The following is a 25,652-nucleotide window of genomic DNA, read 5'->3' as shown; positions in this document are numbered from 1 at the left end:
GAGCATGAGCAACGCAGTGAGCGGATCGCCCGAAGGCAGCTTCGGCAGCTTCGGGAGCTTTGGCAGTTTCGGAAGTTTTGGGAGCTTCGGAAGCTTTGGCAGCTTCGGGAGTTTCGGCAGTTTCGCGCTCCCGGAATCGCCGCTGGCCGCCGAGGCCCTGATCACCAACCGGGAAGGGATCGTCGGGCCGACCCTGCCGTTCCTCGACTACGACCCGCGCCCATCGACCGATCCCGTGCACGGGTTGCCGCATTTCTCGCCGGCGGTCCGGGCCAGCATCTTCGTGTTCGAGTTCGCCTCGCGGCTGGCGGTCACGGTGCACGGCGACGGGGAGACGCGGGTCGCCGAGGTCCTGAGCACCGATCTCCACAGCGGGCCGAAGCACCGCATGAGCGCGGAGCCGCTGGTGACGGTCGTCGCCCCTACGATCGACCAGCTGCGCGAACAGACGAAGTTCCTGGCCGCCTATGCGGACCTGCGCCAGGACCGGGCCCGGGAGATCCTGGTCCAGACCTCGGCCCTGGTCCCGTTCTACGCCTCGATCCTGTACATGGACCCGGGGCGCACGCCGCACACGCTGGAGTTCCTCTACACCGCGCTGACCTGCGCCAACATGGTCTACATGCAGGTGAAATACGGGCTGGCCCTGCCGCGGCCGATCCAGTTCTCGCCGCAGGTCCAGCCGGCGATCCCGACCCCGACCCATCCGACCCTGCCGAGCGGGCATGCGACCGAGGCCTTCCTGCTGGCCCGGCTGATCTGGAAGCTGCGCCGGGCCTCCACCCATGACCCGGACAGCCGGCAGGAGGCGGCCTGGGGCGAGATGCTGATGCGCCAGGCGGCGCGGATCGCCATCAACCGGACGGTCGCCGGCGTCCATTTCCCGGTCGACAGCGTGGCCGGCGCCATTCTCGGCCTGACCCTGGCGGATTTCATCTGGGACCTGTGCGAGACCAAGATTCAGCGGCGTTCCACCGCGGCGTTCGACGGCCGTCTCTTCCCGGTGGACGACGACTTCCACTGGCATGCCCTCTACGACCCGAAGGACGACAGGCAGAGCCGCTCGGCCGGCCGGAAGGGGCATCCCTGGATGACCAGCGGAACCCGGAAGCTGAAGACGGAACAGCACGGCTCGGCCGCCTTCCACTGGCTGCGCGGCCGCGCGCTGAGCGAGTGGAAGAAGCCGCTGGGCTGACGCGAGCGACCCTTCTTCCTTCTCAGGCCGCGGGAGGCATCCATGCAGGTCGACTGGCATGACGACGACGGTGCGGGCGCGATCGACCCGGTCACCGATTACCGGCTGAGCCGGGATCCGAGCGCGTATCCCGGGCCCATCGACGAGATCTGGTGGACGGCGATCTTCCATCTGGAGGACACCAGCCTGGAGGCATTCCGGCAGGACGTCGACCGGGCGCATCCGGACGCGCTCCTGGTCCCGGACGTCTATGACGACGAGGACCGCGCCGCCCGGCCGCCGTCCCAGAGCGTGACGCTGATCGCCCGAACGCCGGTGATCCGGTCCGCGAACACCGCTGGAAACGCTTGGGGCTGCGCCGGGGTCTATCTGGGCAGCATGGTGCCCGAGGCGCATCTGCCGCTGCACCTGACCCCGCAGGAGCGGCAGCGGCCCGCACCGAAGCCGATCCCGTGCCATGAGGACACGGTGGTCACAGCCGTGATCGACGATGCGATCGGCTTCGCCAACGCGCTGTTCCGCGACCACGAGACGTCGAGCCGGGTGCACCTGGCCTATCTCATGTCGTCGCCCTCCCATGTGCGGCACCGGCGCGGCTGGCGCTGGGAGATCCATGGCCGCTCGCTCGACAAGCGGGCGATCGATGGGCTGCTGAAGGATCATACGGCCTATGGCCTGACCGACGAGGACGCGCTCTATCTGGAGGCCGGTGCCATAGATTTCGCCGGCGGCGGCTTCTCCCCCCTGGCCCTGCGGGCTTCCCACGGGACCCACGTGGCGGCCCTGGCTGCCGGCCACCGGATGCACGCCGCACCGAAGCACCGGCCGATCCTGCTGGCGACGCTGCCCTGGCGGGTGACGGAGGACACTTCCGGCTTCAACCTGTACCCGAGCCTGCTGCTGGCCCTGCACCGGCTGGAGCGGGAGGGGCGTCGGTTCCGCCGGCCGGACGGCTCGGTCGCGCCGATGGTGTTCAATTTCAGCTACGGCACCCTCGACGGCCCCCATGACGGCTCCGGCCTGATCCCGCAGCTCATCCAGCGCATCGTCGACCGCGGCGACGGGCCGGTGCGGCGCATGGTCCTGCCGGCGGGCAACACCAACCTCACCCGCACCCATGCCCATGCCGAGCTGGGCGAGACCGGGTCGGTCACCCTGGACCTGAAGGTGCTGCCCGACGACCGCACGGACAGCCATGTGGAGATGTGGCTGCCGGAAATCGAACATGCGGGCTGGGATCCGGTGCACGTCACCGTCACGCCGCCCGGCGGCGGGGAGGGGGCGACGATCACCGCGGGCTCCCGGCACGTCCACCGCCTGCGCGACGGCGACGGGCGGGAGATCGCCCGGCTGTCCTATGCGCCGGCGACCCGGACGGTGAACCGGGCGTCCATCGTGCTGTCGATCAACCGGACCGTCGCGTTCAGCGGCCGGGCCGCCCTGGCGCCGGCCGGCGACTGGCGGATCGAGCTCTGGCGCCGGCGCGCGGGAGACAGGGAGCCGGTGGAGCGGCACGAGGGAGCGGCCGTAGAGGTCTGGATCCGGCGCGACGACACCCTGCCGGGCTTCCCGCCGCGCGGCCGCCAGGCTCACTTCAACAATCCCGACTATCAGAAGTTCGACGCCTACGGCGCGCCGCTGCCGGTCGACCCGCCGGGTACCCACTGTCCGGTCCGGCGGGCGGGGACGTTGAACGGGCTGGCCACCGGCGAGGCGCCCCTGGTGGTCGCCAGCTTCACCCGCTCTAACAGCCTGATCTCGGACTATTCGGCCTCGGGGCCGGTATCGAGCCGCAAGGGGCCGGATGCGGCGGCGTGCGGCGACGACTCGCCGGTCCTGCGCGGGGTGCTGAGTGCGGGATCGCGCAGCGGTTACCTGGTGCGCCAGTCGGGCACCAGCGTGGCCGCCCCGCGGATCGCCCGGCTGGCGGTCGAGGCGATCGCCGAGGACCGCAAGACGGGCGGCAGGGCGGTGGCCGACCGGAGCTGGCTGCACGGCTATGCGGAGAGGAGCGACAGGACGCACTTTCCCCAGCCTCGGCCCGACGTCGCCCGGGGTGGGGCGGGACGGGTCGATGTGCCGGTGGATCTCGGCGCGCCGGACACGGACTGACGCCGATCGGGGATGCGGGAAGTCTTCGGAGCGATTTCGGCTGCCGTTCAGGATCGGGGAGGGGCGTTCGGGCAGGCTCGGTGCATCGCGACGGACGCGACTGCTCCATACCGTCACCCGGAGGACCCGATGCATCTTCGCCCCGACATGAACGGCATGCTGCTGCACCTGCCGGACGACATCGAGATCTATCAGGTGGTCCGGGGCAAGCGCCAGCGCCTGCCCCGGACCTCCAGCGTCACCATGGTGTTCCTGCCCGGCGCCCGGGTGGTTGCCCAGGCAGCACCGGACGAACCCTCCACCGCCATCCGCTGGGCGCTGTCGACGGACTGAGCCGTCGGCCGGTGGCGCCGGACGTCCCCGATTTCGTGTGAATTTCGTCTCGATCTCAGGACTTCGCGCCGGCATCGCGGCACCGTTCCAGGGTCAGGGAGGCCGCCGGTCTGCTCACCGAGGCCTCCCCGGGACGCACAGCCGAGAGGGGAGAACGGCGATGGCACGGCGCAATGACCTGAATGGAACGCTGCTGCGGCGGCCCGGGGATGAGACGACCTATCTGGTGCTGGGCGGGCGGCGGCATCTGGTCCCCGACCTCCGGATCCTGGCCCTGCTGTTCCGCAGCAAGCCGCCGCTGCGCACGGATATCGACATCGACTCGGTGGAGGAGGGGGATCCGCTGCCGACCGGGGCCTGTCTGGTCCGGGCCTCGAACAGCGCCGAGGTCTATCTGGTCCCCGGGTCCGACAAGCTCTGGTTCGTCGGGCCCGAGGAACTGGCGGCCAATGCCTTGGGCTGGGGCAAGGCAGAGCGCTGCCCGGATATCGAGCGCGGCAGATGCACCGCTGACTAGACACCGACGACAGGGCACCGCAGGCGGAGAGGGGCCGGCTGTTGGTCGCGGGTCAGCCGATTGGGGAGAGATCGGCTGGCTGCGGGGAGACCGGGCGTGTGATGGGCGCCCGGTCTTCTGCGCTCCCGCGGTCCGGCCGGTTCAGCCGATCAGGAAGCTGTCGGTCCCGAGCTGGCTGGCGGCGAGCCCGACAAGGGTGACCGAGTTGCCGCTTCCCAGGTCCAGCACGGCATTGCCCGCCCCGTCGTCGAACAGCCGGGCCAGCAGGTGGTCTGCGCTCGCGACCGCGGTGCCGTTGACGTTGACGGCGACCATCAGCCGGTCGACGCCGAGGGCGAAGTCGTGGATGGCGTCCGCGCCGTCGGCATCGTCCACGCGGAAGATGTCGGCGCCGGAATTGCCGAAGATCTGGTCGTTGCCCGCCCCGCCCGACAGGGTGTCGGCGCCCTGGCCGCCGTAAAGTGTGTCGGCCCCGTCATCGCCCCAGATCCGGTCGTCGCCCGCGTTGCCGTAGATCAGGTCGGCGCCCTGGTTGCCGTGAAGCACGTCGTTGCCGTGGTTTCCCCACAGCCGGTCGTCGCCGGCGCCGCCATAGGCCGTGTCGGTCCCCTGGCCGCCATACAGGCTGTCGGCCGCCTGGTTGCCGTAGAGCAGATCGTCGCCGAGATTGCCGTACAGGACATCGATATCGGTGCCGCCGGACAGGGTGTCGTTGCCACCCAGCCCGTACAGCGTGTCGTTGCCGTCCGCCCCGCGCAGCAGGTCGTCGGCGGTCGTGCCGGACAGCGCTTGGGCGGGGCTGGGTTGCCCGCCGGAATCGCCGCTGGACGCTTCGACGGCCTGCAGCGTCACGTCGTTGCCGGTCCCGCCGGCATAGCTGATCCGGAAAAGCTGGCCATTGATGGTCGTGGTGGCGCCTTCCGCCAGGCCGCTGAACGTGCCGGTGACGTCATCGGTCCCGTCGTTGTTGATCAGCGTATAGCTGTCCCCGATCGCCGGCGTGTAGCCGAGCACCACGTTCAGGGCGGCGCTGCTGATGGTGACCGTTCCGGAGACGTTGATCTGGTCGTAGCCGGTACCGGCAGCGGTGCCGTCGATCTCCATGGTGGCGGTGGAACCGCTGGCCAGCGTCAGGTTGCCGGTGTTTATGATGCCGGGGCTGTTGCCGGGGGCGATCGTGGCGCCGCTCTGGATCGTCACCGCGGTCGAGTAGGTCCCGGTGCCCTTCAGGGTGACGCCGGACGCGACGGAATAGGTGCCGCTCCCCGTGAGGGAGCCGGTGAACGTACTGGCGGTGCTGCTCGTCAGGGTGATGGACCCGGTCCCGACGGCCAGGGTGCCCGAGCCGGCCAGGGTGCCGATCGTCTCGCTGGTATTGTTGAGATCCAGGGTCGCGCCGGCATTGATGGTCACGGTGCCGGTGTCGGACAGCGCGTTGCCGCCGGAGAGACGGACGGTTCCGGCGCTGATCGTCGTGCCGCCCGAATAGGTGTTGGTGCCGGCCAGCGTCAGGGTGCTGTTGCCGGTCTTGGTAAGACTACCGGTGCCGCTGATGTTGCCGCTGATCGACGCGGCCGCGCTGGCGTCGATCGTGCCGTTGGAAGCGCCCAGCGCGATGGCGTTGTTGATTGTGGTGACGCCGGTCACCGCCAGCGTCCCGCCGTTGATGGTAACCGTGCCGGCGCTGAGGTTGGCGTCGCTGGCGACCGACAGTGTACCCTGGTTCACGGTCATCGTGCCCGACGCGATGTTCGTTCCGGAGAGGGTCAGCGTGCCGGTCCCGGTCTTCACCAGGACGTTGGTTCCGTCGTCGCGCACTGCACCGTTGAAGGTGACGTTCTGCCCATTGGTGTCGATCGTCGCCGTGTTCTCGATTTCAAGGGTCGAGGTGTAGGTGGCTCCCGTCGTGAAGGTCAGGGTGCCGCCGGTGTTGATGTCGATCGTGCCGGGGGAGGTCGTGGTCCCGAGGGTCGCCGTGCCGTTGCTGACGATCTGTAGGATGCCGACATCGGCGATGCTGCTGTTGAAGACACCGTTGCCGCCCTGCAGCAGGAAGATCCTGTTGGCGCCGGAGCCTCCCAGGTCGATGGTCGAGTTTATGGTGAGCGTGTGGGACGCGTTGTTCAACTGGGCATAGATATGGCTGGCGGCGCTTATGGTGTTCCCGCTGAACGTCAGGTCAGTCGTGGTGCCGCCGAACTGCCAGGACACGGCGGCCCCGTGGGTGAAGGTGAGCGGGCCGGTGAGGGTGATGGTTGTTGGGTTCGGGGCGGCAATGTTCTGGAAGACGAATGTCTGGAAATCGGAGGCATCGGCTGCGGCGGCACGGATCGTTCCGGCACTGGTATCGCCGGCCGTCGAGGTGACGTTCGTGCTGCCGGCCAGAAGGCCTGGCCAGTGCGCGCCCAGAGCCGGGTCCACGAGGCTCCGCACCACCGGCGTCGACGCGCCTGCCGATACATCCAGACGCCAGTCGCCGCCATACGCCCGCCCGCCCGTCGGGGTGGACGAGGCGGTGACCGGTGCGGCCAGCGACCGGGACAGGACCTGGACGAACCGCCGGCCGATCTCGTCGCGGCCGAGCGAACATCCGTAGAGGACGAGTGGCCGGCCATCGAGCGCCCGGCGCAGGGCCGCCACGCCAGCCACATCGTGCAGCAGCGACATCAGCGTGACGCGCGAGCCGCCGAGGTGAAGGACGCCCGGCTCGCCGTGGGAGAACAGGTGGACCGCCGAGACGCTGTTCCCGGCTTGCTCGATCAGGGTGGAGAGCGTCTGCAGAGGCGTATCGGACGCCGCGAACCGGGCGATCCTGAAAGGGCCCACAAAGGTCTCGGCAAGTGCCGCGCGGGCAGGCAGATCGTCATCGATCACGACGAGCGCGATGCCCGATGACGCAGGGGACGGCGCCACCGGTACCTTGTCCAGCACGGTATTCACATCGAATTTCATAAAATGCAATCCATATGGATCGTCGATTCCGAGACGGGCTTTCTATACGATAACCATATTATTCGTGTGTGGTCCGATTCAAAAACCGGACTTTACCCAAGAAAATGCACAGCAATAACGAAAATCCCTAACTCTATGCGATCATGTCGTGTGGGTTAGGGCAAGGTCCGATGCTCTATCGGAAGTCGCCGCCCTGGTGATTCCGCGCTGGGGCTTTGGCCCGACCGTCCGGTCAGCTCTCGAAGCAGGCGAACAGGTGGGTCAGCCGGGGGATGTCGCGGGCGATCTGGTTGGCCCGCTGTCCGACGCTGCCGGACGGACGGGCAGGGTCGCGCTCCAGCGGGTTCGGCAGGATGGCGGCGAGGCGGGCGGCCTCGGTGCGGGTCAGGTCGCCGGCCGGCTTGCCGAAATGGCGCTGCGCCGCGGCCTCCATGCCGTAGATGCCGTCGCCCAGCTCGACCACGTTCAGATAGAGTTCCAGGATCCGCCGCTTCGGCACCATCAGCTCCAGTCCCAGCGCCAACGGGATCTCCACCGCCTTGCGCAGGAACGAGCGGGACGGCGGCAGGTACAGGTTGCGGGCGAGCTGCATGGTGATGGTGCTGGCCCCGCGGCTCGGCCGGCCGGTCTCCCGGAACTCCTCCAGAACCTGGTTCATCTGCCGCCAGTCGATGCCGCTGTGCTCGCAGAAGGTCTGGTCCTCCGACACCACCACCGCCCGGGCGGCGTTGGTTGAGATCTCCTCCATCGCAACCCAACGGTAGTCGGCGGGAGCCTCGCGCCACAGCATCAGCGGCGTTCCCGGCGGCGGGACCACCCGGTAGAGCAGGATCAGCAGAACTGGGAGCACGACCGCGACGAGGAAGACCGCCAGGATAAGTCGCCGGATCAGTCGGGCCATGGTGCGGTTCCCCTGCGGTGGACGTCGGATGGCCGGCCGAACGCTCGGACCGGCCGCGACTGGCGCGTCCCCCGTCATGTGGCGCCCGCGCGGTCCTGTCAACCAAGGCCGGCCGGCCGGGAACAGGAGCGGCGAAAGACCGGGATCGCCGCACCGATCCGCGCTACTACTTGTCCCGCAACGGTTGTCACAGCCGGCGCCGCGCCGCGGCGGGAGGAGGACGGGTATGCCGGGTCTGGCCGCGGGATGGACTGGGTTGCGCGTGATCGTCGCGCTGATCCTGATCGCCGGGTCCCTGGCGGTGCTGGAGGGCGCGCGGCGCGGCGTGGCGGTCACGCACGTCGCGGTCGGCGAGACGCCGGTGACCGGTTATGCCATGCCTGACACCGACGGGCCGGCCGTGGTTATTGCCCACGGCTTCGCCGGATCGCGCCAGATGATGCAGGGATATGCCCTGCCGCTCGCCCGAGCCGGTTACCGGGTGTTCAGCTTCGATTTTCTCGGGCACGGCCGTCACCCGCTGCCGATGTCGGGCGACGTGACCTCGGTGGAGGGCACGACCCGTCTTCTCATGGCCCAGACCGAGGCGGTGATCGATGCGGTCTCAGATGGGCAGTGGCCGGTTGCGCTGCTCGGACATTCCATGGCGACCGACGTGCTGGCCCGGGTCGCCGCCGAGCGCGACGATATCGGGCCGGTGGTGCTGGTCTCGGCCTTCTCCCGGGCGATCACCGCCGACAGCCCGCGCGACCTGCTGATGATCACCGGCGCCTGGGAGCCGGGGCTGCGGGACGCCGCCCTGACGGCGGCCCGTCTGGTGTCGCCGGAGGCCCAGGAGGGCCAGACGGTGACCGCCGGCCCGGTCATCCGCCGGGCCGAGGTGGCGCCGTTTTCCGACCATGTCTCCATCCTCCAGAACCGGGACGCGCGGGTGGCGGCGGTCCGGTGGATCGACCGGGCCTATGGCCGGAGTTCGGATCCCGCGATCTGGCCGACGGGCTGGGCGATCCTCGGCCTGCTGGGCGGCCTGGTGCTGATCTTCGGCGCCGTCGCCCGGCTTCTGCCTGCACCCGGGAGGGTCGAGCAGGGCCTGACCTGGCGGCAGGTCGCGATCGCCTCCGTGCTCCCGGCGGGTCTGGCACCGCTCGTGGCAGTCCCGCTCGATCCGCAGCTCCTGCCGGTGCTCGTCGCCGACTACCTGGCGCTTCATCTGGCCGTCTTCGGGTTGCTTCAGCTCGGTCTGATCCGGCGATGGCGGGTGCCGGTCGGTCGGATTTCCGTCGCCGCCCTGCTGCTGGTGCTGGGCTGGTGCTGTCTGTTCGGGATCGCGCTGGACCGCTACGTGGCGAATTTCTGGCCCACGCCCGGGCGGTTCTGGATCGTCGCCGCCATGGCCCTGGGGGCGGTGCCCTTCATGGTCGCCGACCAGGTGCTGACCCTGCGGGCCCGGTTCGGGCAGCGGCTGGTCCTGCGGGCCGGGTTCCTGCTGTCCCTGGGAGTCGCCGTCGCGCTCGATTTCCGGGGGTTGTTCTTCCTGCTGATGATCGCGCCCGTGGTGCTGGTGTTCTACCTGATCTTCGGCACGGTGGGACGGGCGTCGGCCGTCAGAGCCGGTCCGCTCGCCTCCGGCCTGGCGCTGGGGCTGGTCCTCGCCTGGGCGTTGGGCGTGAGCTTCCCGCTGTTCGCGCCGTAGACGCCGGCCGGCCGCGCGGCGTCACAAAACTGCAGCCGGCCGGTCACGGAACCGACCGTCGATCTGCAACGAAGAGTCCGCGAAGCTCACACATAACCAACACTGCCTCCTGCGACACTCCAGGCCTGTTCACATACAGGAGTATGAGCCATGAGAGGCTTCTTCCGCCTGGCCGCGGGCGCGCTCGTCGCGCTCGGCCTGATGGCCGGACCCGCTCTCGCCGACGATCGGCCGGAGCTGGTGGTCGCCGTCAACGACCTTCCCGATACGCTGGAGCCGGCCGACGGCATGGGCAACGTCCATGTCCGCATCATCTATTCGATGTTCGACAGCCTGATCCGCCGCGACTTCCTGGCCAACGGCAAGGGAAGCGGCTCCAAGCTCGTCCCGGGTCTGGCCGAGAGCTGGACGCGGATCGACGACAAGACCATCGAGTTCAAGCTGCGCCAGGGCGTGAAGTTCCATAACGGCGACGAGCTGACCGCCGACGACGTGGTCTTCACCTTCACCCATGGCCGCATGCTGGGCGACCGTCCGATCGTCCCGACTGGCCGCCAGGAGATGAACACGATCAGCCACGCCGAGCGCATCGACAAGTACACGGTGCGGATCGTCAGCCGCGTACCGGACGTGATGATGGAGCAGCGTCTGGCCGGCTATGCGAGCTGGATCGTCAACGCCCGCGACTACCTGACCCGCGGCTACGACCAGGTGCGTCGCAGCCCGGTCGGCACCGGCCCCTACAAGATCGCCGAGTTCGTCGATGGCGAGTACGTCAAGCTGGTGGCCAATGACGACTATTTCGGCGGCCAGCCGACCGCCAGCGGCATTACCTTCAAGGTGGTCCCGGAGACCTCGGCCCGGATCGCCGGCCTGGTCAGCGGCGAGTTCGACATCATCGTCAACGTGCCGCCGGACCAGATCCAGGTGCTGCAGGGCTACGACGATATCGACGTGAAGCAGGTCGTGCTCGACAACACCCACATGCTGGTCTTCTACATGGACGCCCCGTTCATGCAGGACAAGAACGTCCGCCAGGCCCTGTCCCTGGCCATCGACCGGGCGCTGCTGCGCAAGGCCCTGTGGGACGACAAGAACTTCACCCCGAACGGCCACCAGCTACCGGACTACGAGATCTACCTGGCCGACTATCCGGAGTTCGAATTCGACCCGGAGAAGGCCCGCGAGCTGGTCAAGGCGTCCTCCTACAAGGGCGAGGAGATCGTCTACCGCCTGCCGCTGAACTACTACCTGAACAGCCTGGAGGCGGCTCAGGCGATGCAGCAGATGTGGAAGGATGTCGGCCTGAACGTGAAGATCGAGCCGGTGGAGAACTGGGCTCAGGTGACCAAGGCCGAGGGCACCCATATCCGCCCCTGGTCGAACACCCACCGCATCCCCGACCCGAGCGGCTCCTTCGTGTCCCAGTGGGGCAAGCTGAGCGACGTCCAGAACAACAAGGCCTTCCCGGCCCGCGCCTGGAAGGCGCCGGAGGAGTTCAACCGGCAGCAGGCCCTGCTGGTCTCCGGCACCGAGACGGCGGCCCGCAAGGATGCCTATCGCAAGGCGCTGGACATCTGGACCGACGAGGTCCCGGGCACGATGCTCTACAACCCGCTTGAGACCTATGCGCTCAAGAAGTCGGTCAACTGGGAGCCGTACTCGCTCTATTACATGGACTTCCGCCCCTACAACCTGACCTTCGAGGTCGGCGGCTGACGCCAGCGCGCCAAGCCGACCGGATCCCCGCGATCCGGTCGGCGCTGCCGTTCTGACCGAGGCTCCGGTGTGGAAATCCGTATGCAATCGAGTGACGTTCCGTCCCTTCTGGACATCCGCAACCTGACCGTCCGGATCGATCTTCCGGGCGGTCCGGTCTTTCCCGTCCGCGACGTGTCGCTGAGCATCGGTCCCGGCGAGACGCTGGGCCTGGTCGGCGAGAGCGGGTGTGGGAAGACCCTGACCTGCCTCTCCGTCATGGGCCTGTTCGGCCGCCGCGTGTCGGTGGAGAGCGGCGAGATCGCCTTCCAGGGCAGGCCACTGGACCCGAACAGCCGCGCGGACCGGTCCCGCCGCGCCCGCGGCATGGGCATGATCTTCCAGAACCCGATGACCGGTCTGAACCCGGTGCGCACCCTCGGCTGGCAGGTGGCGGAGGCCTATCGCATCCGCACCGGCTCCAGCCGCCGGGAAGCGGCATCCCGCGCCGTCGAGCTGCTCGACCTGGTCGGCATTCCCGAACCCGCCCGCCGGGCCCGCGACTATCCGCATCAGATCTCCGGCGGCCAGCAGCAGCGCGCGATGATCGCCATGGCCATCGCCGGCGAGCCGGCCCTGCTGGTGGCCGACGAGCCGACCACCGCGCTGGACGTCACCGTGCAGGCGCAGATCGTCGAGCTGCTCGCCCGGCTGCAGCGGGAACTCGGCATGGGCATGCTGTTCGTCACCCACGACCTGGGCCTGGTGGCGGAGGTCGCCGACCGGGTGGCGGTGATGTATGCCGGGCGCGTGGCCGAGCTGGCGCCTGCCGCCGAGATCTTCGCCCGGCCGCGCCATCCCTATACCCAGGGTCTGCTGACCTCCCTGCCGTTCCTGGACGACGAGGTCGAGCGCCTGACCCCGATCGAGGGGACGGTGCCGTCCCTGCGCGCGATGCCCCGGGGCTGCGCCTTCGCCCCGCGCTGTGCCCGGGCGTCGGATGTTTGCCGCCGGGTCATGCCGGACCTGAACGGGGCCGTGGCCTGCCACCACCCGCTGGCCCTGCGCACGGAGGCGGCATGAGCGCGCTCCCCGCCGGCTCCCCGGAGCCCATGCCGCTGCTGCAGGTGGACGGTCTCTGCCGACGCTTTTCCCTGCCGCGCACCAGTCTCTTCGGGCCGCGCCCCGAACTGACGGCGGTGGCCGACGTGTCCTTCCACCTCGCGGCCGGGGAGACCTTGGCCGTGGTCGGGGAGAGCGGTTGTGGGAAGTCCACCGTCGGCAATCTGGTGCTCAACCTGCTGAGCCCGAGCGCCGGGACAATTCGCTTCGACGGCGAGGACCTCGCGGCGGCAAGCGATGCCCGCTGGCGCGACCGCCGCCGGGACCTGCAACTCATCTTCCAGGACAGCCGCAGCGCGCTCGACCCGCGGCTGACCATCGAGGCCCAGGTCGCCGAGGGGTTGGAGATCCACAACGTGGCGACCGCCGCCGACCGCCGGATCCTGGTCGATGCCATGCTGGAAGCGGTCGGCCTCGCCGGCGACCTCGCCAAGCGTTATCCGCATGAACTGTCGGGCGGCCAGCAGCAGCGCGCGGTGATCGCAAGGGCCCTGGTGCTGGAGCCAAAGCTGGTGGTCTGCGACGAGCCGGTGGCCGCCCTGGACGTCTCGGTCCAGGCCCAGGTGGTCAACCTGCTGCGCGACCTGCAGCGCAATCTCGGTCTGGCCTATCTGTTCATCTCCCACGACCTCAGCCTGGTCCGTCATGTCGCCGACCGGGTTGCGGTCATGTATCTCGGCCGCTTCGTGGAGGTGGCCGAGTGTCGTGCGCTGTTCGACGCCCCGGCCCATCCCTATGCGAGGGCGCTGATCGGGGCGGTGCCGGCCGCCCGCTCCCGGCGGGGGCGGCACGTCAAGCCGCTGCGGCTGGACGGCGAGCCGCCGAGCCCGATGAACCCGCCCAGCGGCTGCCCGCTGCATCCGCGCTGTCCCTTCGCCACCGACCGCTGCCGGGCCGAGCTCCCGACCCTGCGCCCGCTGGCCGACGGCCGCACGGTCGCCTGCCACCATGCCGAGGCCAGCCAGGCCGACGGATTGGCCGTGCGGGCCGCCGAAGCCGAATCCCAACCCCTGAAGGCTCTCCCATGAACCTGCGCTATGCCGCGATCAAGCTGCTGCGGGCGATGATCACCCTGTGGCTGGTGGTGACCTTCGTCTTCGTGGTGCTGCGGATCACCGGCGACCCGACCCAGCAGCTCCTGCCCGACGATATCGGGCCAGAGATCCGGGAGTATTACCGCGCCGCCTGGGGCCTCGACCGGCCGCTCTGGGAGCAGTATCTGCGCTATTTCCAGGCCGCCTTGCAGGGCGATTTCGGGATCTCCTTCCGCAACAACGAGCCGGCCATCGACCTGATCTGGCAGCGGGTGCCGAAGACTCTGGAACTGGGGCTGGCGACCTTCTTCTGTTCCCTGGCGCTGGGGATCCCGCTCGGGGTCCTGGCGGCGGTGTGGCGGGACAGCTGGGTCGACCGGCTGACCATGTCCTTCGCGGTCTTCGGCTTCTCCATGCCGAACTTCTTCCTCGGCATCCTGCTGATCCTGCTCTTCGCCCTGAACCTGCGGGTCCTGCCCAGTTCCGGCTACGGCACCTGGCAGCACATGGTGATGCCGGTCTTCACCCTGGCGACCGCCTTCGCCGGGGCCATCGCCCGGTTCACCCGCTCGGCCATGCTGGAGGTGCTGTCGCGCGACTACATGCGCACCGCGGAGGCCGAAGGGGCATCGCGGTTCCGGCAGGTCTGGTGGCATGCCTTCCCCAACGCGGCGATCCCGGTGGTGACCATCGTCGGCTTCAGCCTGGGTGGCATGATCGGCGGGGCGGTGGTGACCGAGAACGTCTTCGCCTGGCCCGGCGTGGGCCGGCTGCTGACCAGCTCGGTGGCGGACCGAGACCTCTCCATCGTCCAGGGGATCGTCGTGATGGTGGCGATCACCATGGTCACCGCCAATCTGCTGGTGGACCTCGCCTATGGCTGGCTCGATCCAAGAGTCCGCGTCGGCGGGCGGGAGCGGTCGCGATGAGTGCGGAGACTGCCGACAGCCCCGTTCCCGCCGCGCAGCCGGCCGCCAAACCCGCCAAGGCGTGGCGGATGCCGCTGCTGGTGCGGATCGCCGCCGTCATCCTGGCCGTGGTGTCGGTGGCCGCCGTCCTGGCGCCGCTGCTGGCTCCCTACGGCTACGAGGAGACCAACCTGCTGTACCGGCTGAAGCCGCCGTTCTGGTCGTCCCAGGCGATCGAGGGGCACCTGCTGGGCACGGACAAGCTCGGCCGGGACCTGCTGTCGCGGCTGCTGATCGCCACCCAGGTTTCCATCGCGCTAGCCCTGCTCGGCACCCTGATCGGTGCGGTCTTAGGCACGTTCCTCGGCATCCTGGCGGCCCATCGCGGTGGGATCGTGGACGAGATCGTGATGATGCTGGTCGACTGGCAGGCGGCCATGCCGTTCCTGATCATCGCGCTCGCGGTGCTCGCCTTCCTCGGCAACAACTTCTATCTGTTCCTCGCCCTGATGGGGCTGGCCGGGTGGGAGACCTATGCCCGCCTGACCCGCAGCCTCGTGCTGTCGGCGCGCGAGCAGGGCTATGCGGTGGCGGTGCGGGCGCTGGGCGCGCGGCCGCTGCGGCTCTACGGCCGCCACATCCTGCCGAACGTCATGGGGCCGCTGATCGTCCAGCTCACCCTGAACTTTCCGCAGACCATCCTGCTGGAGACCTCGCTGAGCTTCCTCGGCCTCGGCATCCAGCCGCCGCTGACCTCGCTGGGGCAAATGCTGGGGGAGGGGCGCGACTACCTGCTGACCGCCTGGTGGCTGGCGGTTCTGCCGGGCGGGGTGATCTTCCTGACGACGCTGTCGATGAGCCTGTTCGGCGACTGGCTGCGGACCCGGCTCGATCCTACGCAGCGCTGAGCACGGCCTGTCGGCCGAGGCCGGGATTGTTGACCAGCAGCCCGTCGGCGCCGGCGGCGATCAGCCGGTAGAGCACGTCGATGCCGCAGTCGCCGACCTCCCGGTCGGTGCCGGCGCCGCCGGTGGTCACCCAGACGGTACAGCCCTGGGCGTGCAGGGCGGCGACGGTCGCCGCATCGGCATCGCGTTCCCAAAGGCGGATCAGCTCCACCCCCTCGGCCAAGAACGCCTCCACCGGCGTGGTGCTGCCGTTCAGGGCCAGGATCCGTGCCGTCGGCAGGCGGTTCCGTGCCGTGGCGACCAGCGCCGGGTCGCGCAGGCCGAGCGCGATCTGGCGCGGGTCGAATCCGGTCTTGGTCAGGGCGCCGGCGATCTTCTCGATCACGGCGGGGATCAGCGACTTCACGTCGAGCATCAGCGGGATCCGTCCGGCCGCCGCCTCGAAGAGCGTCGCCAGCGGCAGGATCGAGGCTCCGGCCGTGGCGGCGATCCGGGCCAGCTCCTCGGCCGGGGTATCGTCGACCAGGACCGACCGACGGGCGATGCGCGAGAGGTCGGCGTCGTGGGACACCACGAGCACCCCGTCCCCCGCGATCCGCACGTCGCATTCGACCCGGTCGGCGCCGGCGGCGATGGCGCTGTCCAGGGCGGCCAGGCTGTTCTCCGGCGCGTGGGCGCTGTCGCCGCGATGGGCGATGATCTGGGGCAGGCGGCGGCTCATGCGGCTTCCGCCAGGGCGTTGACCCGTCCTGCGAAGGCGCGCAGCCGGTCCAGGCTGTCGCCGAGCATCGCGCGGGCGTGGCCCTGCAGCTCCAGGATCGCAAAGGTGCCGGGCAGCACCTGGGAGACGTCGGCCAGGGCGTCCAGGTCCATGCAGCCGCTGCCGAGCGGCGCGTGCATGTCGCCGATGCCGAAATACAGCCAGTCGTGCTGGGCGGCGACCGAGGGGATGGACGGCCGGCCGCTCGCCTCGCTGATATGGATGTGGCCGGTGAGCGGCGCCATCGCCCGCGCGCCGGCAATCGGGTCGAGGCCGAGCAGCCCGGCCCCCTGATTGGCGTGGCTGTAGTCGAGACAGCCGGTCACGCCCGGATGGTCCAGCAGGGCGAGCTGCCGGGCCAGCGCGGCCGGGTCGAGGGAGTAGCTGGTCAGGCGGCCGGCGATCACCGCCGGGTTCGGGCTGATGTTCTCCAGCGCGACCCGCACGCCGGTCTCAACCGCGAAATCGCCAATTGCGGACAGCTCGTCGCGCTCGAAGGCCAGCAGGCCGTCGGCCTCCCGAGCCCAGATGTCGGGATGGGTGCGGCCGGCATGGATGACGACAATCCCGGCGCCGATCTCCGCCGCCAGTTCCACCGACACCCGGGCGGCCCGCCGATGCAGGTCGATATTCTCCCGGTCCATGAAGTCGATCGGGATCGGGGCGTGCAGGGTGACGGCCAGCGGCCGCTCGGCGCAGATCTCGCGCAGCTCGGCGACCCGGCCGGGGATCAGCCGGGCGTCGGCCACCACGCCGAGGTCGGAGGCGTAGCATTCCACCACCTCGGCCCCCAGCGCGATTAGCGCGTTCATCTGGATGCGCACGGCATCAAAATCGCCGCGGATGCCGCCGAGATTGGCGCCGATTCCGGCGATGCGGAGAGGATTTGGCACGGGTCGCGCCCCCATGGTGAACGGCTGATGCCGGTGACCTTGCCACGTCTTGATGACCATTGAGTGAAATCGCCCGGATTACCCGGTTTCAACGGCATTTTCGAAGGCGTGCGCGGCGGCAGGACAGGCCCATTCACCGAAATGGAGGCGGCAAATACTGCGAATCGTTCTCATTCGCAAAATTGTCTTGTATGGTGCGGGTGGATCTCAGCACTCATCGGCGGAGCGGGCGTTGCAGTTCAGGCCAAGAATGACAGCCACGGTGGACCGGATCGTCCCGATCGATGCGGTGAGCTGCCTGAAATTCGAGTGGATGGCGATCGACCTGTGGCGGGTCGAGGCGCGGCAGGGGGCGAGCGGCCATTACGTGTCGCCCGACCCGCGCTTCGTCGTGTTCTTCGACGGGGCGCAGATCGCCCTGAGCCCGACCGGCGAGACCGACCCGTCCCTGTGCAGCGCGTTCTTCGTGCCGGCGGGCGTCCCCCTCTGCGGCCGGCTGGCCGGCACCGGCGACCTGGAGCATATCGATATCCACGTGGACGAGAGCCGCCTGCGCCGGATCGTCGGCCCGTCGGTGGACCTGGACACGACCCTCTTTCTGCCCGACAGCATGGAACTGCGCCGGCTCTGCGCCCTGCTGGCCGACGAATGTCGGCGCCCGGAGCGGCCCGGCGGATACAGCGAGGCGCTCGCCTGCGGCGTGTTCCACGAGTTCTTCCACCTCGGCGCCCAGCACAGCGCGGAGCGCGCGGCACCGGCTTGGATGGACCAGGTGATGGACCACGTGCTCGACCGGCTGGACCGGCATCCCAGCGTCGAGGAGCTGGCCTCGGTGGCGGGCATGTCGCGGTCGCGCTTCACCCGCCGGTTCAAGGAGGTGGCCGGTCTCTCGCCGCATCAGTGGGTGATGGGCACCCGGATCAAGCAGGCCCAGCGCATGCTCAGCGAAGGTGCCCTGCTGTCCCAGGTCGCCCATGACACCGGCTTCGCCGACCAGGCCCATTTCAGCCGCTGTTTCCGCCATGCGACGGGTATTTCGCCCGGCCGCTGGACCAAGCGGCACGTTTGTTCAAAAGCCTAGGCGTTCGTTCAAGACAGCCCGAAAGCGCGACCCTAAGCAGGTCGCATGATCGTTTGCCGCCGTTCGGCGTCCCGGGGGACCCGCGCGGCCGGTGTGCCTTACTGGGGGAATTGCTAGATGAGCAGAACGGCGTCGCGGCGGGGCTTGGCCCTGCGTCTTGTCCTGTCCGCCCTGATGGTGTCGACCGCCGGGTCGGCCCTGGCGCAGGATGCCAGCACGACCATCGTCCTCGATCCGGTGCAGGTCCTGGGCAACCAGGAGGACGCGACCGGGCCTGTCGGGGACAGCAACAATCCGCCGACCGTGACCGGCTCCAAGGTGCCGGTCTACGCGACCGAGGTGCCCCAGTCCCTGTCGATCCTGGGCCGGGAGGATCTGGAGCGGTTCAACGCGGACAGCGTCAGCGAAACGCTGCGCTACACGCCGGGCGTCACCGCCGACGTGTTCGGTAACGACACGGACTATGACTGGCTGTTGATCCGCGGTTTCCAGGCTGACCAGACCGGCACCTACCTGGACAACGCCCAGAACCTGTCCTTCGCCTTCGGGTCGTTCTTCATCGATCCCTATGCCCTCGAGCGGATCGAGGTGCTGCGCGGCCCGTCCTCGGCGCTGTATGGCGGCTCCAACCCCGGCGGCATCATCAACTACATCTCCAAGCGGCCGGGCGAGCGGGTGCGCGAGGTGGTGTTGGGCATCGAGGACGCGCCGGCGGCGTCCCTGTCCTTCGACTACGGCGATCCGCTGGAGAACGGCCAGGCCTATCGTCTGGTCGGCAAAATCAAGGGCGGCGACAAGTACGACGACTTGAACGAGGGCGTGCGCGGCACCCTGGCCCCGTCCTACAAGTTCGAGACCAGCCGCGGCACCGAGGTGACCCTGCTGGCCAATGCCCATGTGGCCGACGAAAAGCACAACGGCAGCACTTTCCTGCCCTATGCCGGCACCGTCACCGCGACCGACCAGTTCGGATATATCGACCGCGACGCCAACTTCTCCGACGAGGACTGGGACAGCTACAAGCGCGAGCAGTTCTCCGCGACCGCCATCGCCGAGCACACCTTCGACAACGACTTCACCCTGACCGGGATCGGCCGGGCCGGCGTGGCGAGTGTGGAGGAGAGCTACTACTACCCGTTCGGCTATGCCGGCTATTCGACCACGCCGAGCGACGCCCAGGGCACACTCAGCCTGATCGCCTTCGAGCACAACACCCTGGTGCGCACCGCCCAGACCGACATCCGCTACTACGGCACGGTGCATACGGGTCCGGTCAGCCATGACCTGCTGTTCGGCCTCGACGCCCGCTACTACTGGCTCGATGAGACCCAGGCCTCGGGCTTCGGCAGCAACACCGTGGTCAACCCGACCAACCCGGGCACGCCGACCCTGGGCGCGCCGTATCAGGACGCCACCACGACCCAGTCGCAGACCGGCCTGTACGTTCAGGACCAGCTCCGCTTCGGCGACGGCTGGATCGTGACCGGCAACCTGCGCCACGACTTCGTGGAGACCGAGCAGGACGGCACCACCGGCTTCGAGCGCAGCGACAGCGAGAGCTCCTGGCGGGCTGCGGTGGGGTACGAGTTCCCGCTCGGCATCACGCCCTATGTGAGCTACTCCAGCTTCTTCAACCCGCAGATCATCTCGCCCGCCAACGGCGTGACCGAGCCGGAGACCGGCGAGCAGGTGGAGGCCGGCGTGAAGTGGGCGCCGGAGGGCGAGAACTTCTACCTGATGGCCGCCGCCTTCCAGATCGACCGCGAGAACGTCCAGACCGGCGCCTTCCCGAACTACAACCAGCTCGGCGCGGTGCGGTCGACTGGGTTCGAGTTCGAGGGCGGCTACAGGTTCGGCTTCGGCCTGACGGTCGTCGGTACCGCCACGGTGCTGGATGCCGAGGTGACGGAGGACAGCGATACCTCGCTGATCGGCAACACCCCGACCCTGATCCCCGAGCATGAGCTGACCCTGCGGGCCGAGTACGAATTCCAGGGTCCGATCCTGGACGGCGTGTCGATCGGCGCCGGCGTGCGTCACCGCGGCGAGAGCTACGCCAACGACGCCAACACCCTGACCGTGCCGGACGCGACCCTGTTCGACCTCTATGCCGGCTACGAGTTGAGCGAGAACCTGGACCTGAACCTGTCGGCCACCAACGTCGCCGACAAGCGCTACGTGACCGGGTGCCAGACGGAGTACGTCTGCTCCTACGGCGCCGGCCGCGAGGTCATGCTGACCCTGAAGGCGACCTGGTAGGGTTTCGGAAAACGACCTCTGACGCGAAGAGGCGGCCCAGGTGGCCGCCTCTTTCGTTTGCGAATGCTATTGCGGCTTGGCCCTTCGACACGCCCCCGCTGACGCGGGGGCTGCTCAGGATGAGGTCCAAGAAAAATGATGCGAACTTACTTGAGCCTCCTCTGACCTCATCCCAAGCAGCCCCGTCCCGTCCCGGATTTAATCCGGGATTGATCCGGTATTGTTCCGGGGCGTGTCGAAGGGCGGGCCAGAGAGACAACAGACTTCACGCCCGCTTGCGCCCCTCGAACATCGACCACACGCCGTCGGCACCGTCCCAGCTTCCCCGGCTGGCGGCCTTGGAATACTCCGTCGCGCGCTGCTCGAAGAAGTTGGCGTGTTCGACCCCGTTCAGGATCTCCACCAGCCAGGGCAGAGGATGCGGCTTGAGCTGGCGGTAGCCGCCCTCGGCCACCTCGAAATTGCCGAAGACCGTCGGCAGCTTGAGCTGCGTCAGGCGCCAGTCGGCGATGTAGCGGACATAGGCCTTGATGTCGTCCGCCGTCATGCCCTCGATCTCGCCCAGCTCGAAGGCGAGATCGACGAAGCTCTCCTCCAGCCCGACCATGGTCTTGGCCACGTCGACGATGTCGTCGCGCACCGCCGGGGTCAGCGCGCCGGTCTCGCGGTTCCACTCGTGGAACAGCCGCACGATGCCCTCGCAATGCAGGCTCTCGTCGCGCACCGACCAACTCACGATCTGGCCCATGCCGTTCATCTTGTTGTGGCGCGGGAAGTTCAGCAGCATCGCAAAGCTGGCGAACAGGGCCATGCCTTCCGTGAACGCGCCGAACATGGCCAGGGTACGGGCCACGTCGCCGACCGTGCCGACGCCGAAGGTGTGCATGTAGTCGGCCTTCGACCGCATGGCGTCGTAGTCGCGGAACGCCTCGAACTCCGCCTTCGGCATGCCCAGCGTGGTCAGCAGCAGGGCATAGGCGTCGATATGGACGGTTTCCATGTTGGTGAAGGCCGCCATCATCATCTGGATCTCCAGGGGCTGGAAGATCGGGATGTAGCGCTTCAGGTAGTTGTCACCGACCTCCACGTCCGACTGGGTGAAGAACCGGAAGATCTGGGTCAGCAGGGCGCGCTCGGCCTCGGATACCCGCGGCGAGGCCCAGTCCTTGATGTCGGCGCCGAGCGGCACCTCTTCGCCCATCCAGTGGGTCTGCTGCTGGCGCTTCCAGAACTCGTAGGCCCAGCCGTAGCGGCTCACGTCGTAGGTGCCGGTGGAGTCCAGCAGGCCGACCCGGCCGGTGCCGATCAGCTCGCGCGGGTCGAGATGGACCAGGGAGCCAGTGGTTGTCGGGGGAATCACTGACATGACAGGCACTCCTCGTAGTCGGTCGGCTCCACCGTGAAGGCCTGGCGCTCCACCTTCTCCAGCTGGCCGGCAAAGCCGGCGCGGCTGACCGACTTGGAGCGGCAGTAGTACAGGCTCTTGATGCCCCGCTCCCAGGCCGTCCAGTGCAGCATGTGCAGGTCCCACTTGTGGATGTCGGCCGGCAGGAACAGGTTCAGCGACTGGCTCTGGCAGATATACGGCGCCCGGTCGGCGGCGAAGTCGATCAGCCAGCGCGGATCGATCTCGAAGGCGGTACGGAACATCGACTTCTCGTCCTCGGTGAGGCAGTCGAGATGCTGTACCGAGCCCTCGTGTTCCAGGATGCTCTCCCAGGTTTCCGGCGTGTCGGCACCCTTGGTTGCCAGCAGCTTCTTGAGGTGCGGATTGCGCACGGTGAAGGCGCCGGACAGGGTCTTGTGGGTGTAGATGTTGGCCGGGATCGGCTCGATGCAGGCGCTGGTGCCGCCGCAGATGATGCTGATGGACGCGGTCGGCGCGATCGCCAGCTTGTGGCTGAACCGGCTCTGCATGCCGCGCTCGGCGGCGTCGGGGCAGGGGCCGCGCTCTTCGGCCAGCGCGACGGAGGCGGCGTCGGCCTCGCGCCGGATCTTCTTGAAGATCCGCATGTTCCAGGACTTCGCCAGCGCGCTCTCGAACGGGATGCCCTGGGCCTGCAGGAAGGAATGGAAGCCCATGACGCCGAGGCCGACCGAGCGCTCGCGCATGGCGGAGTAGCGGGCGCGGGACATGCCGTCAGGGGCGCTTTCGATGAAGCTGGTCAGCACGTTGTCGAGCATGCGCAGCACGTCCTCAACGAACCCCGGCTCCTCGTTCCATTGCTCCCAGGTCTCGATGTTCAGCGAGGAGAGGCAGCACACCGCGGTGCGCTCGTTGTCCAGGTGGTCGGCCCCGGTCGGCAGGGTGATCTCGCTGCACAGGTTGGAGGTGGAGACCTTCAGCCCCAACTCGCGCTGATGCTTGGGCAGGTTGTTGTTCACGCTGTCGATGTAGAGCAGGTACGGCTCGCCGGTCTGCAGGCGGGTCTCAAGGATCCGCTGCCAGAGCTGGCGGGCATCGACCTGACGCATCACCTCGCCGGTCTTCGGGCTCTTCAGGTCGAACAGCGCACCGTCGCGCACCGCTTCCATGAAGGCGTCGGTGACGTTGATGCCGTGGTGCAGGTTCAGGCCCTTGCGGTTGAAGTCGCCGCTGGCCTTGCGGATCTCCAGGAACTCCTCGATCTCCGGATGGTGGATGTCGAGATACACCGCCGCCGAGCCGCGCCGCAGGGAGCCCTGGCTGATTGCCAGGGTCAGGCCGTCCATGACATGGATGAAGGGGATGATGCCGGAGGTCTCGCCGGTGCCTTTCACCTGCTCGCCGATGGAGCGGACCTTGCCCCAATAGGTGCCGATGCCGCCGCCGTTCGCCGCCAGCCAGACGTTCTCGTTCCAGGTGTTCACGATGCCGTCGAGGGAGTCCGGCACGGTGTTCAGGAAGCAGGAGATCGGCAGCCCGCGGGTGGTGCCGCCGTTGGACAGGATCGGGGTGGCCGGCATGAACCACAGCCGCGACATGGCGTCGTACAGCCGCTGGGCGTGGTCGACGTCGTCGGCATAGGCGCAGGACACCCGCGCGAACATCGCCTGGAAGTCCTCGCCAGGCATCAGGTAGCGGTCGCGCAGGGTCGCCTTGCCGAACTCGGTCAGCAGCGCGTCGCGGGTCCGGTCCAGCACCAGGTCGTCCGGCGTCGGCGCCTTCGCCAGCGGGCGCGGCAGAGGAGCACCGTGCGGCGCGCGATGCGGCTCCGGCTGCGGTGCGGCGACCGCTTCGGACGTCTTGGCCTTCGGCTCGATCGGAGCGGATGGGAAATTGCCGGTTTCGTCGAAGTCGTAGGCAAGCTGCGTAGACATGGACACCCCTCGTGTCGGTGGAGGGGGAGTCGGCAGGGCCTGCGGGAAACGGGCAACAGCCCAGCAAGCGCCTTCCGGATCACCCCGCCCGGGACGGATATGCGCTCACGGCAGGTCTCCTGGCTCGCGGGTCCGGACGGCTGTCTGGCCTTCCCAATGCCCCGAACCGGGCATCAGTGACCCCTCTCGACAGCCGCTCGCCGCTTACAGTTGCGGGGGCAGCTCCGGCCTTGCCCGAAGGCGCACCGGAATTCCCTCTTAGCCCTAGATATTGCTGATCCAGAGACCGTGAACGCTGCATTTAGTTATGATTTGGGCCCTGCCGTCAATCCTTTCCTGAGGGCTCATGCATGTCGTCGCCGGACAAACCGAGGTCGTCCATGGACGCACGAACGTCCGGGATTGAGGCGTAGCCTAGGGACAATCGAGGTGCTGTCCGTGCGGCCCGGAGGAGCCGGCGGGCGGATAATTGGGAAGCCGGTGAAATGCCGGTACTGCCCCCGCAACGGTGTTGGAGTGCAGCGCGCGGCAAAGAGCCACTGGGAGACCGGGAAGGCGTCGCGCGGGTCCGCAAGGGCCGCTCCAGAGTCCGGAAACCAGCCTCGGGACGGCCAGGGGATCGCGGTGGGCGATCGGCGGGCTGCGCGTCGGCATGTCCAGTCACCGGACGCCCGGCCGCCGACGCCGCTTTCATCCACCCGACCCGGACAGTGAAACGTGTCTTCGACGCGGGGTGATGTGATGGATGCGCGGCTTCGGACTCAGGAACTTCTTCTTCGCCAGAAATCCGGCTTCAGCCTGGATCGGGAACTGTACGTCTCGCCCGAGACCTACGCTCTGGACCTGGAACTGATCTACTACCGCGACTGGCTGTTCGTCGGCCATGACTGCGAACTGACCAAGCCCGGCAGCTACGTCACGGTGCAGGTCGGCGACTACCCGGTGATCGTCATCCGCAGCGCCGACGGCGAGATTCGCGCCTTCCACAATGCCTGCCGTCACCGCGGTTCGCGCCTGTGCTCGGCGGAGAAGGGGACCGTCGCCAAGTTGGTCTGCCCGTACCACCAGTGGACCTACGAGCTGGACGGCCGCCTGCTCTTCGCCCGCGACATGGGCCCGGGCTTCGACCCGGCCGCCTACGGCCTGAAGCCGGTCCGTTGCGAGGGCGTGGCCGGCTATCTGTTCATCTGCGTCGCCGACCAGGCGCCCGATTTCGCGCCGGTCCGGGCGATGCTCGAGCCCTATCTCGCTCCGCACCGGCTGCGCGACGCCAAGGTCGTGCACGAGACCACCATCATCGAGAACGGCAACTGGAAGCTGGTCTGGGAGAACAACCGGGAGTGCTACCACTGTGCCGGCAGCCATCCCGAACTCTGCCGTACCTTCCCCGACACCCCGACCCATGCGGACAATGACGGCAGCGCCGGCGACCCGGCGATCATCGCCCTGTGGGACAAGTGCCGGTCGCTTGGCCTGCCCAGCGGCTTCGACATGGCCGAGGACGCCCAGTACCGCATCACCCGCCTGCCGCTGCTGCGCAACGCCGAGAGCTACACCCTGTCAGGCAAGCGCGCGGTGAAGCGACCGCTCAGCGATGGGGTCCAGTCCACCGGTCTCGGCGCCCTGCTGCTCTACCACTACCCGACCACCTGGAACCACGTGCTCGGCGATCATGCGATCTCGTTCCGCGTGCTGCCGGTCGGCCCGATGCAGACGGCGGTCACCACCAAGTGGCTGGTGCATCGCGACGCGGTGGAGGGGGTCGACTACGACCTGGACGAGCTGACCAAGGTGTGGCTCGCCACCAACGACCAGGACCGCAAGGTGGTCGAGGAGAACCAGATCGGCGTGAACTCGCCGGCCTACCAGCCGGGGCCGTATTCGCCGAGCCAGGAAGCCGGCGTCATCCAGTTCGTCGACTGGTACACCGGCACCATGCGCCGCCGTCTCGGCGGCACCCCGGAGCGCCACATCGAGGTCGCGTGA

At 68.4% G+C, this 25,652-nt stretch carries 19 protein-coding genes and 2 riboswitches; of the genes, 13 read left to right on the top strand and 6 right to left on the bottom strand.

The genetic code is table 11. The annotated features are described in order from the left end of the window. Window positions 1-4 precede the first annotated feature (4 nt). The 4 genes from ACOQOP_RS10765 (at window position 5) to ACOQOP_RS10750 (ending at window position 4,157) form a co-directional block, all read left to right on the top strand. Window positions 5-1,195, top strand: coding sequence for a phosphatase PAP2 family protein (locus tag ACOQOP_RS10765; RefSeq protein WP_420566338.1), 1,191 nt, complete (start codon window positions 5-7; stop codon window positions 1,193-1,195). Window positions 1,196-1,237: 42 nt separating this feature from the next. Then, window positions 1,238-3,307, top strand: a complete 2,070-nt coding sequence (locus ACOQOP_RS10760) for a S8 family serine peptidase (protein ID WP_420566337.1) — start codon at window positions 1,238-1,240, stop codon at window positions 3,305-3,307. 129 nt (window positions 3,308-3,436) lie between these two features. After that, entirely contained in the window at window positions 3,437-3,640 is a 204-nt protein-coding gene (locus ACOQOP_RS10755; protein ID WP_420566336.1) for a hypothetical protein, read from the top strand. Window positions 3,641-3,800: 160 nt separating this feature from the next. Further along, complete coding sequence (locus ACOQOP_RS10750) at window positions 3,801-4,157, top strand: hypothetical protein (protein ID WP_420566335.1); 357 nt, start codon at window positions 3,801-3,803, stop codon at window positions 4,155-4,157. A 141-nt stretch (window positions 4,158-4,298) separates the two neighbouring features. On the opposite strand, the gene ACOQOP_RS10745 is transcribed toward ACOQOP_RS10750, so the two are convergent. Together ACOQOP_RS10745 and mtgA are read right to left on the bottom strand one after the other, a co-directional pair. Next, window positions 4,299-7,109, bottom strand: coding sequence for a DUF4347 domain-containing protein (locus ACOQOP_RS10745; RefSeq protein ID WP_420566334.1), 2,811 nt, complete (start codon window positions 7,107-7,109; stop codon window positions 4,299-4,301). Between the two features lie 232 nt (window positions 7,110-7,341). Further along, entirely contained in the window at window positions 7,342-8,010 is a 669-nt protein-coding gene (gene mtgA, locus ACOQOP_RS10740) for a monofunctional biosynthetic peptidoglycan transglycosylase (RefSeq protein WP_420566333.1), read from the bottom strand. A 226-nt stretch (window positions 8,011-8,236) separates the two neighbouring features. On the opposite strand from mtgA, the gene ACOQOP_RS10735 reads away from it, so the two are divergent. The 6 genes from ACOQOP_RS10735 (at window position 8,237) to ACOQOP_RS10710 (ending at window position 15,373) form a co-directional block, all read left to right on the top strand. Beyond that, a complete protein-coding gene (locus ACOQOP_RS10735; RefSeq protein ID WP_420566332.1) occupies window positions 8,237-9,703 on the top strand; it encodes an alpha/beta hydrolase in 1,467 nt (488 codons plus the stop codon). Between the two features lie 150 nt (window positions 9,704-9,853). Beyond that, complete coding sequence (locus ACOQOP_RS10730; RefSeq protein ID WP_420566331.1) at window positions 9,854-11,422, top strand: ABC transporter substrate-binding protein; 1,569 nt, start codon at window positions 9,854-9,856, stop codon at window positions 11,420-11,422. Window positions 11,423-11,503: 81 nt separating this feature from the next. Further along, on the top strand, window positions 11,504-12,484 hold the full coding sequence (locus ACOQOP_RS10725) for an ABC transporter ATP-binding protein (RefSeq protein ID WP_420566330.1): 981 nt from the start codon (window positions 11,504-11,506) through the stop codon (window positions 12,482-12,484). Then, window positions 12,481-13,551 (top strand): ABC transporter ATP-binding protein, encoded by a 1,071-nt coding sequence (locus ACOQOP_RS10720; protein WP_420566329.1) that lies wholly within the window; start codon window positions 12,481-12,483, stop codon window positions 13,549-13,551. The genes ACOQOP_RS10725 and ACOQOP_RS10720 overlap by 4 nt, the downstream gene beginning before the upstream one ends. Beyond that, entirely contained in the window at window positions 13,548-14,486 is a 939-nt protein-coding gene (locus ACOQOP_RS10715) for an ABC transporter permease (RefSeq protein ID WP_420566328.1), read from the top strand. The genes ACOQOP_RS10720 and ACOQOP_RS10715 overlap by 4 nt, the downstream gene beginning before the upstream one ends. Then, window positions 14,483-15,373 (top strand): ABC transporter permease, encoded by an 891-nt coding sequence (locus tag ACOQOP_RS10710; RefSeq protein ID WP_420566327.1) that lies wholly within the window; start codon window positions 14,483-14,485, stop codon window positions 15,371-15,373. Before ACOQOP_RS10715 ends, ACOQOP_RS10710 begins: the two co-directional genes overlap by 4 nt. On the opposite strand, the gene ACOQOP_RS10705 is transcribed toward ACOQOP_RS10710, so the two are convergent. Continuing rightward, complete coding sequence (locus ACOQOP_RS10705) at window positions 15,360-16,094, bottom strand: glycerophosphodiester phosphodiesterase (protein ID WP_420566326.1); 735 nt, start codon at window positions 16,092-16,094, stop codon at window positions 15,360-15,362. The two genes, ACOQOP_RS10710 and ACOQOP_RS10705, sit on opposite strands and share 14 nt — an antisense overlap. After that, entirely contained in the window at window positions 16,091-17,026 is a 936-nt protein-coding gene (locus ACOQOP_RS10700; RefSeq protein ID WP_420566325.1) for a sugar phosphate isomerase/epimerase family protein, read from the bottom strand. Before ACOQOP_RS10700 ends, ACOQOP_RS10705 begins: the two co-directional genes overlap by 4 nt. A 250-nt stretch (window positions 17,027-17,276) precedes the next feature. On the opposite strand from ACOQOP_RS10700, the gene ACOQOP_RS10695 reads away from it, so the two are divergent. Next, the gene (locus ACOQOP_RS10695; RefSeq protein WP_420566324.1) at window positions 17,277-18,107 is read left to right on the top strand and encodes a helix-turn-helix domain-containing protein; all 831 of its coding nucleotides are present in this window, start codon (window positions 17,277-17,279) and stop codon (window positions 18,105-18,107) included. Window positions 18,108-18,224: 117 nt separating this feature from the next. Beyond that, window positions 18,225-20,366 carry a TonB-dependent siderophore receptor gene (locus ACOQOP_RS10690; protein WP_420566323.1) on the top strand — a complete coding sequence of 714 codons (2,142 nt, stop codon included), beginning with the start codon at window positions 18,225-18,227 and terminating at the stop codon, window positions 20,364-20,366. Between the two features lie 265 nt (window positions 20,367-20,631). On the opposite strand, the gene ACOQOP_RS10685 is transcribed toward ACOQOP_RS10690, so the two are convergent. After that, entirely contained in the window at window positions 20,632-21,732 is a 1,101-nt protein-coding gene (locus ACOQOP_RS10685) for a ribonucleotide-diphosphate reductase subunit beta (protein ID WP_420566322.1), read from the bottom strand. Next, window positions 21,723-23,666, bottom strand: coding sequence for a ribonucleoside-diphosphate reductase subunit alpha (locus ACOQOP_RS10680; RefSeq protein ID WP_420566321.1), 1,944 nt, complete (start codon window positions 23,664-23,666; stop codon window positions 21,723-21,725). The genes ACOQOP_RS10685 and ACOQOP_RS10680 overlap by 10 nt, the downstream gene beginning before the upstream one ends. A 91-nt stretch (window positions 23,667-23,757) precedes the next feature. Continuing rightward, window positions 23,758-23,972, bottom strand: a riboswitch (cobalamin riboswitch). 104 nt (window positions 23,973-24,076) lie between these two features. Continuing rightward, window positions 24,077-24,286: riboswitch (cobalamin riboswitch) on the top strand. A 121-nt stretch (window positions 24,287-24,407) separates the two neighbouring features. Here ACOQOP_RS10680 and ACOQOP_RS10675 point away from each other — a divergent pair. Then, on the top strand, window positions 24,408-25,652 hold the full coding sequence (locus ACOQOP_RS10675) for an aromatic ring-hydroxylating oxygenase subunit alpha (protein ID WP_420566320.1): 1,245 nt from the start codon (window positions 24,408-24,410) through the stop codon (window positions 25,650-25,652).

The organism is Thalassobaculum sp., from assembly GCF_965223715.1.
Taxonomy (GTDB): domain Bacteria; phylum Pseudomonadota; class Alphaproteobacteria; order Thalassobaculales; family Thalassobaculaceae; genus Thalassobaculum.
Note: the sequence above shows the minus strand (reverse complement) of the source record. Positions and strands in the feature narration are given on the sequence as shown.

Coding starts and splice junctions, on each gene's coding strand:
- ACOQOP_RS10675 (WP_420566320.1), top strand. CDS start 24,408: ATGGATGCGCGGCTTCGGACTCAGGAACTTCTTCTTCGCCAGAAATCC.
- mtgA (WP_420566333.1), bottom strand. CDS start 8,010: ATGGCCCGACTGATCCGGCGACTTATCCTGGCGGTCTTCCTCGTCGCG.
- ACOQOP_RS10705 (WP_420566326.1), bottom strand. CDS start 16,094: ATGAGCCGCCGCCTGCCCCAGATCATCGCCCATCGCGGCGACAGCGCC.
- ACOQOP_RS10730 (WP_420566331.1), top strand. CDS start 9,854: ATGAGAGGCTTCTTCCGCCTGGCCGCGGGCGCGCTCGTCGCGCTCGGC.
- ACOQOP_RS10745 (WP_420566334.1), bottom strand. CDS start 7,109: ATGAAATTCGATGTGAATACCGTGCTGGACAAGGTACCGGTGGCGCCG.
- ACOQOP_RS10720 (WP_420566329.1), top strand. CDS start 12,481: ATGAGCGCGCTCCCCGCCGGCTCCCCGGAGCCCATGCCGCTGCTGCAG.
- ACOQOP_RS10690 (WP_420566323.1), top strand. CDS start 18,225: ATGAGCAGAACGGCGTCGCGGCGGGGCTTGGCCCTGCGTCTTGTCCTG.
- ACOQOP_RS10710 (WP_420566327.1), top strand. CDS start 14,483: ATGAGTGCGGAGACTGCCGACAGCCCCGTTCCCGCCGCGCAGCCGGCC.
- ACOQOP_RS10755 (WP_420566336.1), top strand. CDS start 3,437: ATGCATCTTCGCCCCGACATGAACGGCATGCTGCTGCACCTGCCGGAC.
- ACOQOP_RS10695 (WP_420566324.1), top strand. CDS start 17,277: ATGACAGCCACGGTGGACCGGATCGTCCCGATCGATGCGGTGAGCTGC.
- ACOQOP_RS10750 (WP_420566335.1), top strand. CDS start 3,801: ATGGCACGGCGCAATGACCTGAATGGAACGCTGCTGCGGCGGCCCGGG.
- ACOQOP_RS10680 (WP_420566321.1), bottom strand. CDS start 23,666: ATGTCTACGCAGCTTGCCTACGACTTCGACGAAACCGGCAATTTCCCA.
- ACOQOP_RS10735 (WP_420566332.1), top strand. CDS start 8,237: ATGCCGGGTCTGGCCGCGGGATGGACTGGGTTGCGCGTGATCGTCGCG.
- ACOQOP_RS10725 (WP_420566330.1), top strand. CDS start 11,504: ATGCAATCGAGTGACGTTCCGTCCCTTCTGGACATCCGCAACCTGACC.
- ACOQOP_RS10765 (WP_420566338.1), top strand. CDS start 5: ATGAGCAACGCAGTGAGCGGATCGCCCGAAGGCAGCTTCGGCAGCTTC.
- ACOQOP_RS10760 (WP_420566337.1), top strand. CDS start 1,238: ATGCAGGTCGACTGGCATGACGACGACGGTGCGGGCGCGATCGACCCG.
- ACOQOP_RS10685 (WP_420566322.1), bottom strand. CDS start 21,732: ATGTCAGTGATTCCCCCGACAACCACTGGCTCCCTGGTCCATCTCGAC.
- ACOQOP_RS10715 (WP_420566328.1), top strand. CDS start 13,548: ATGAACCTGCGCTATGCCGCGATCAAGCTGCTGCGGGCGATGATCACC.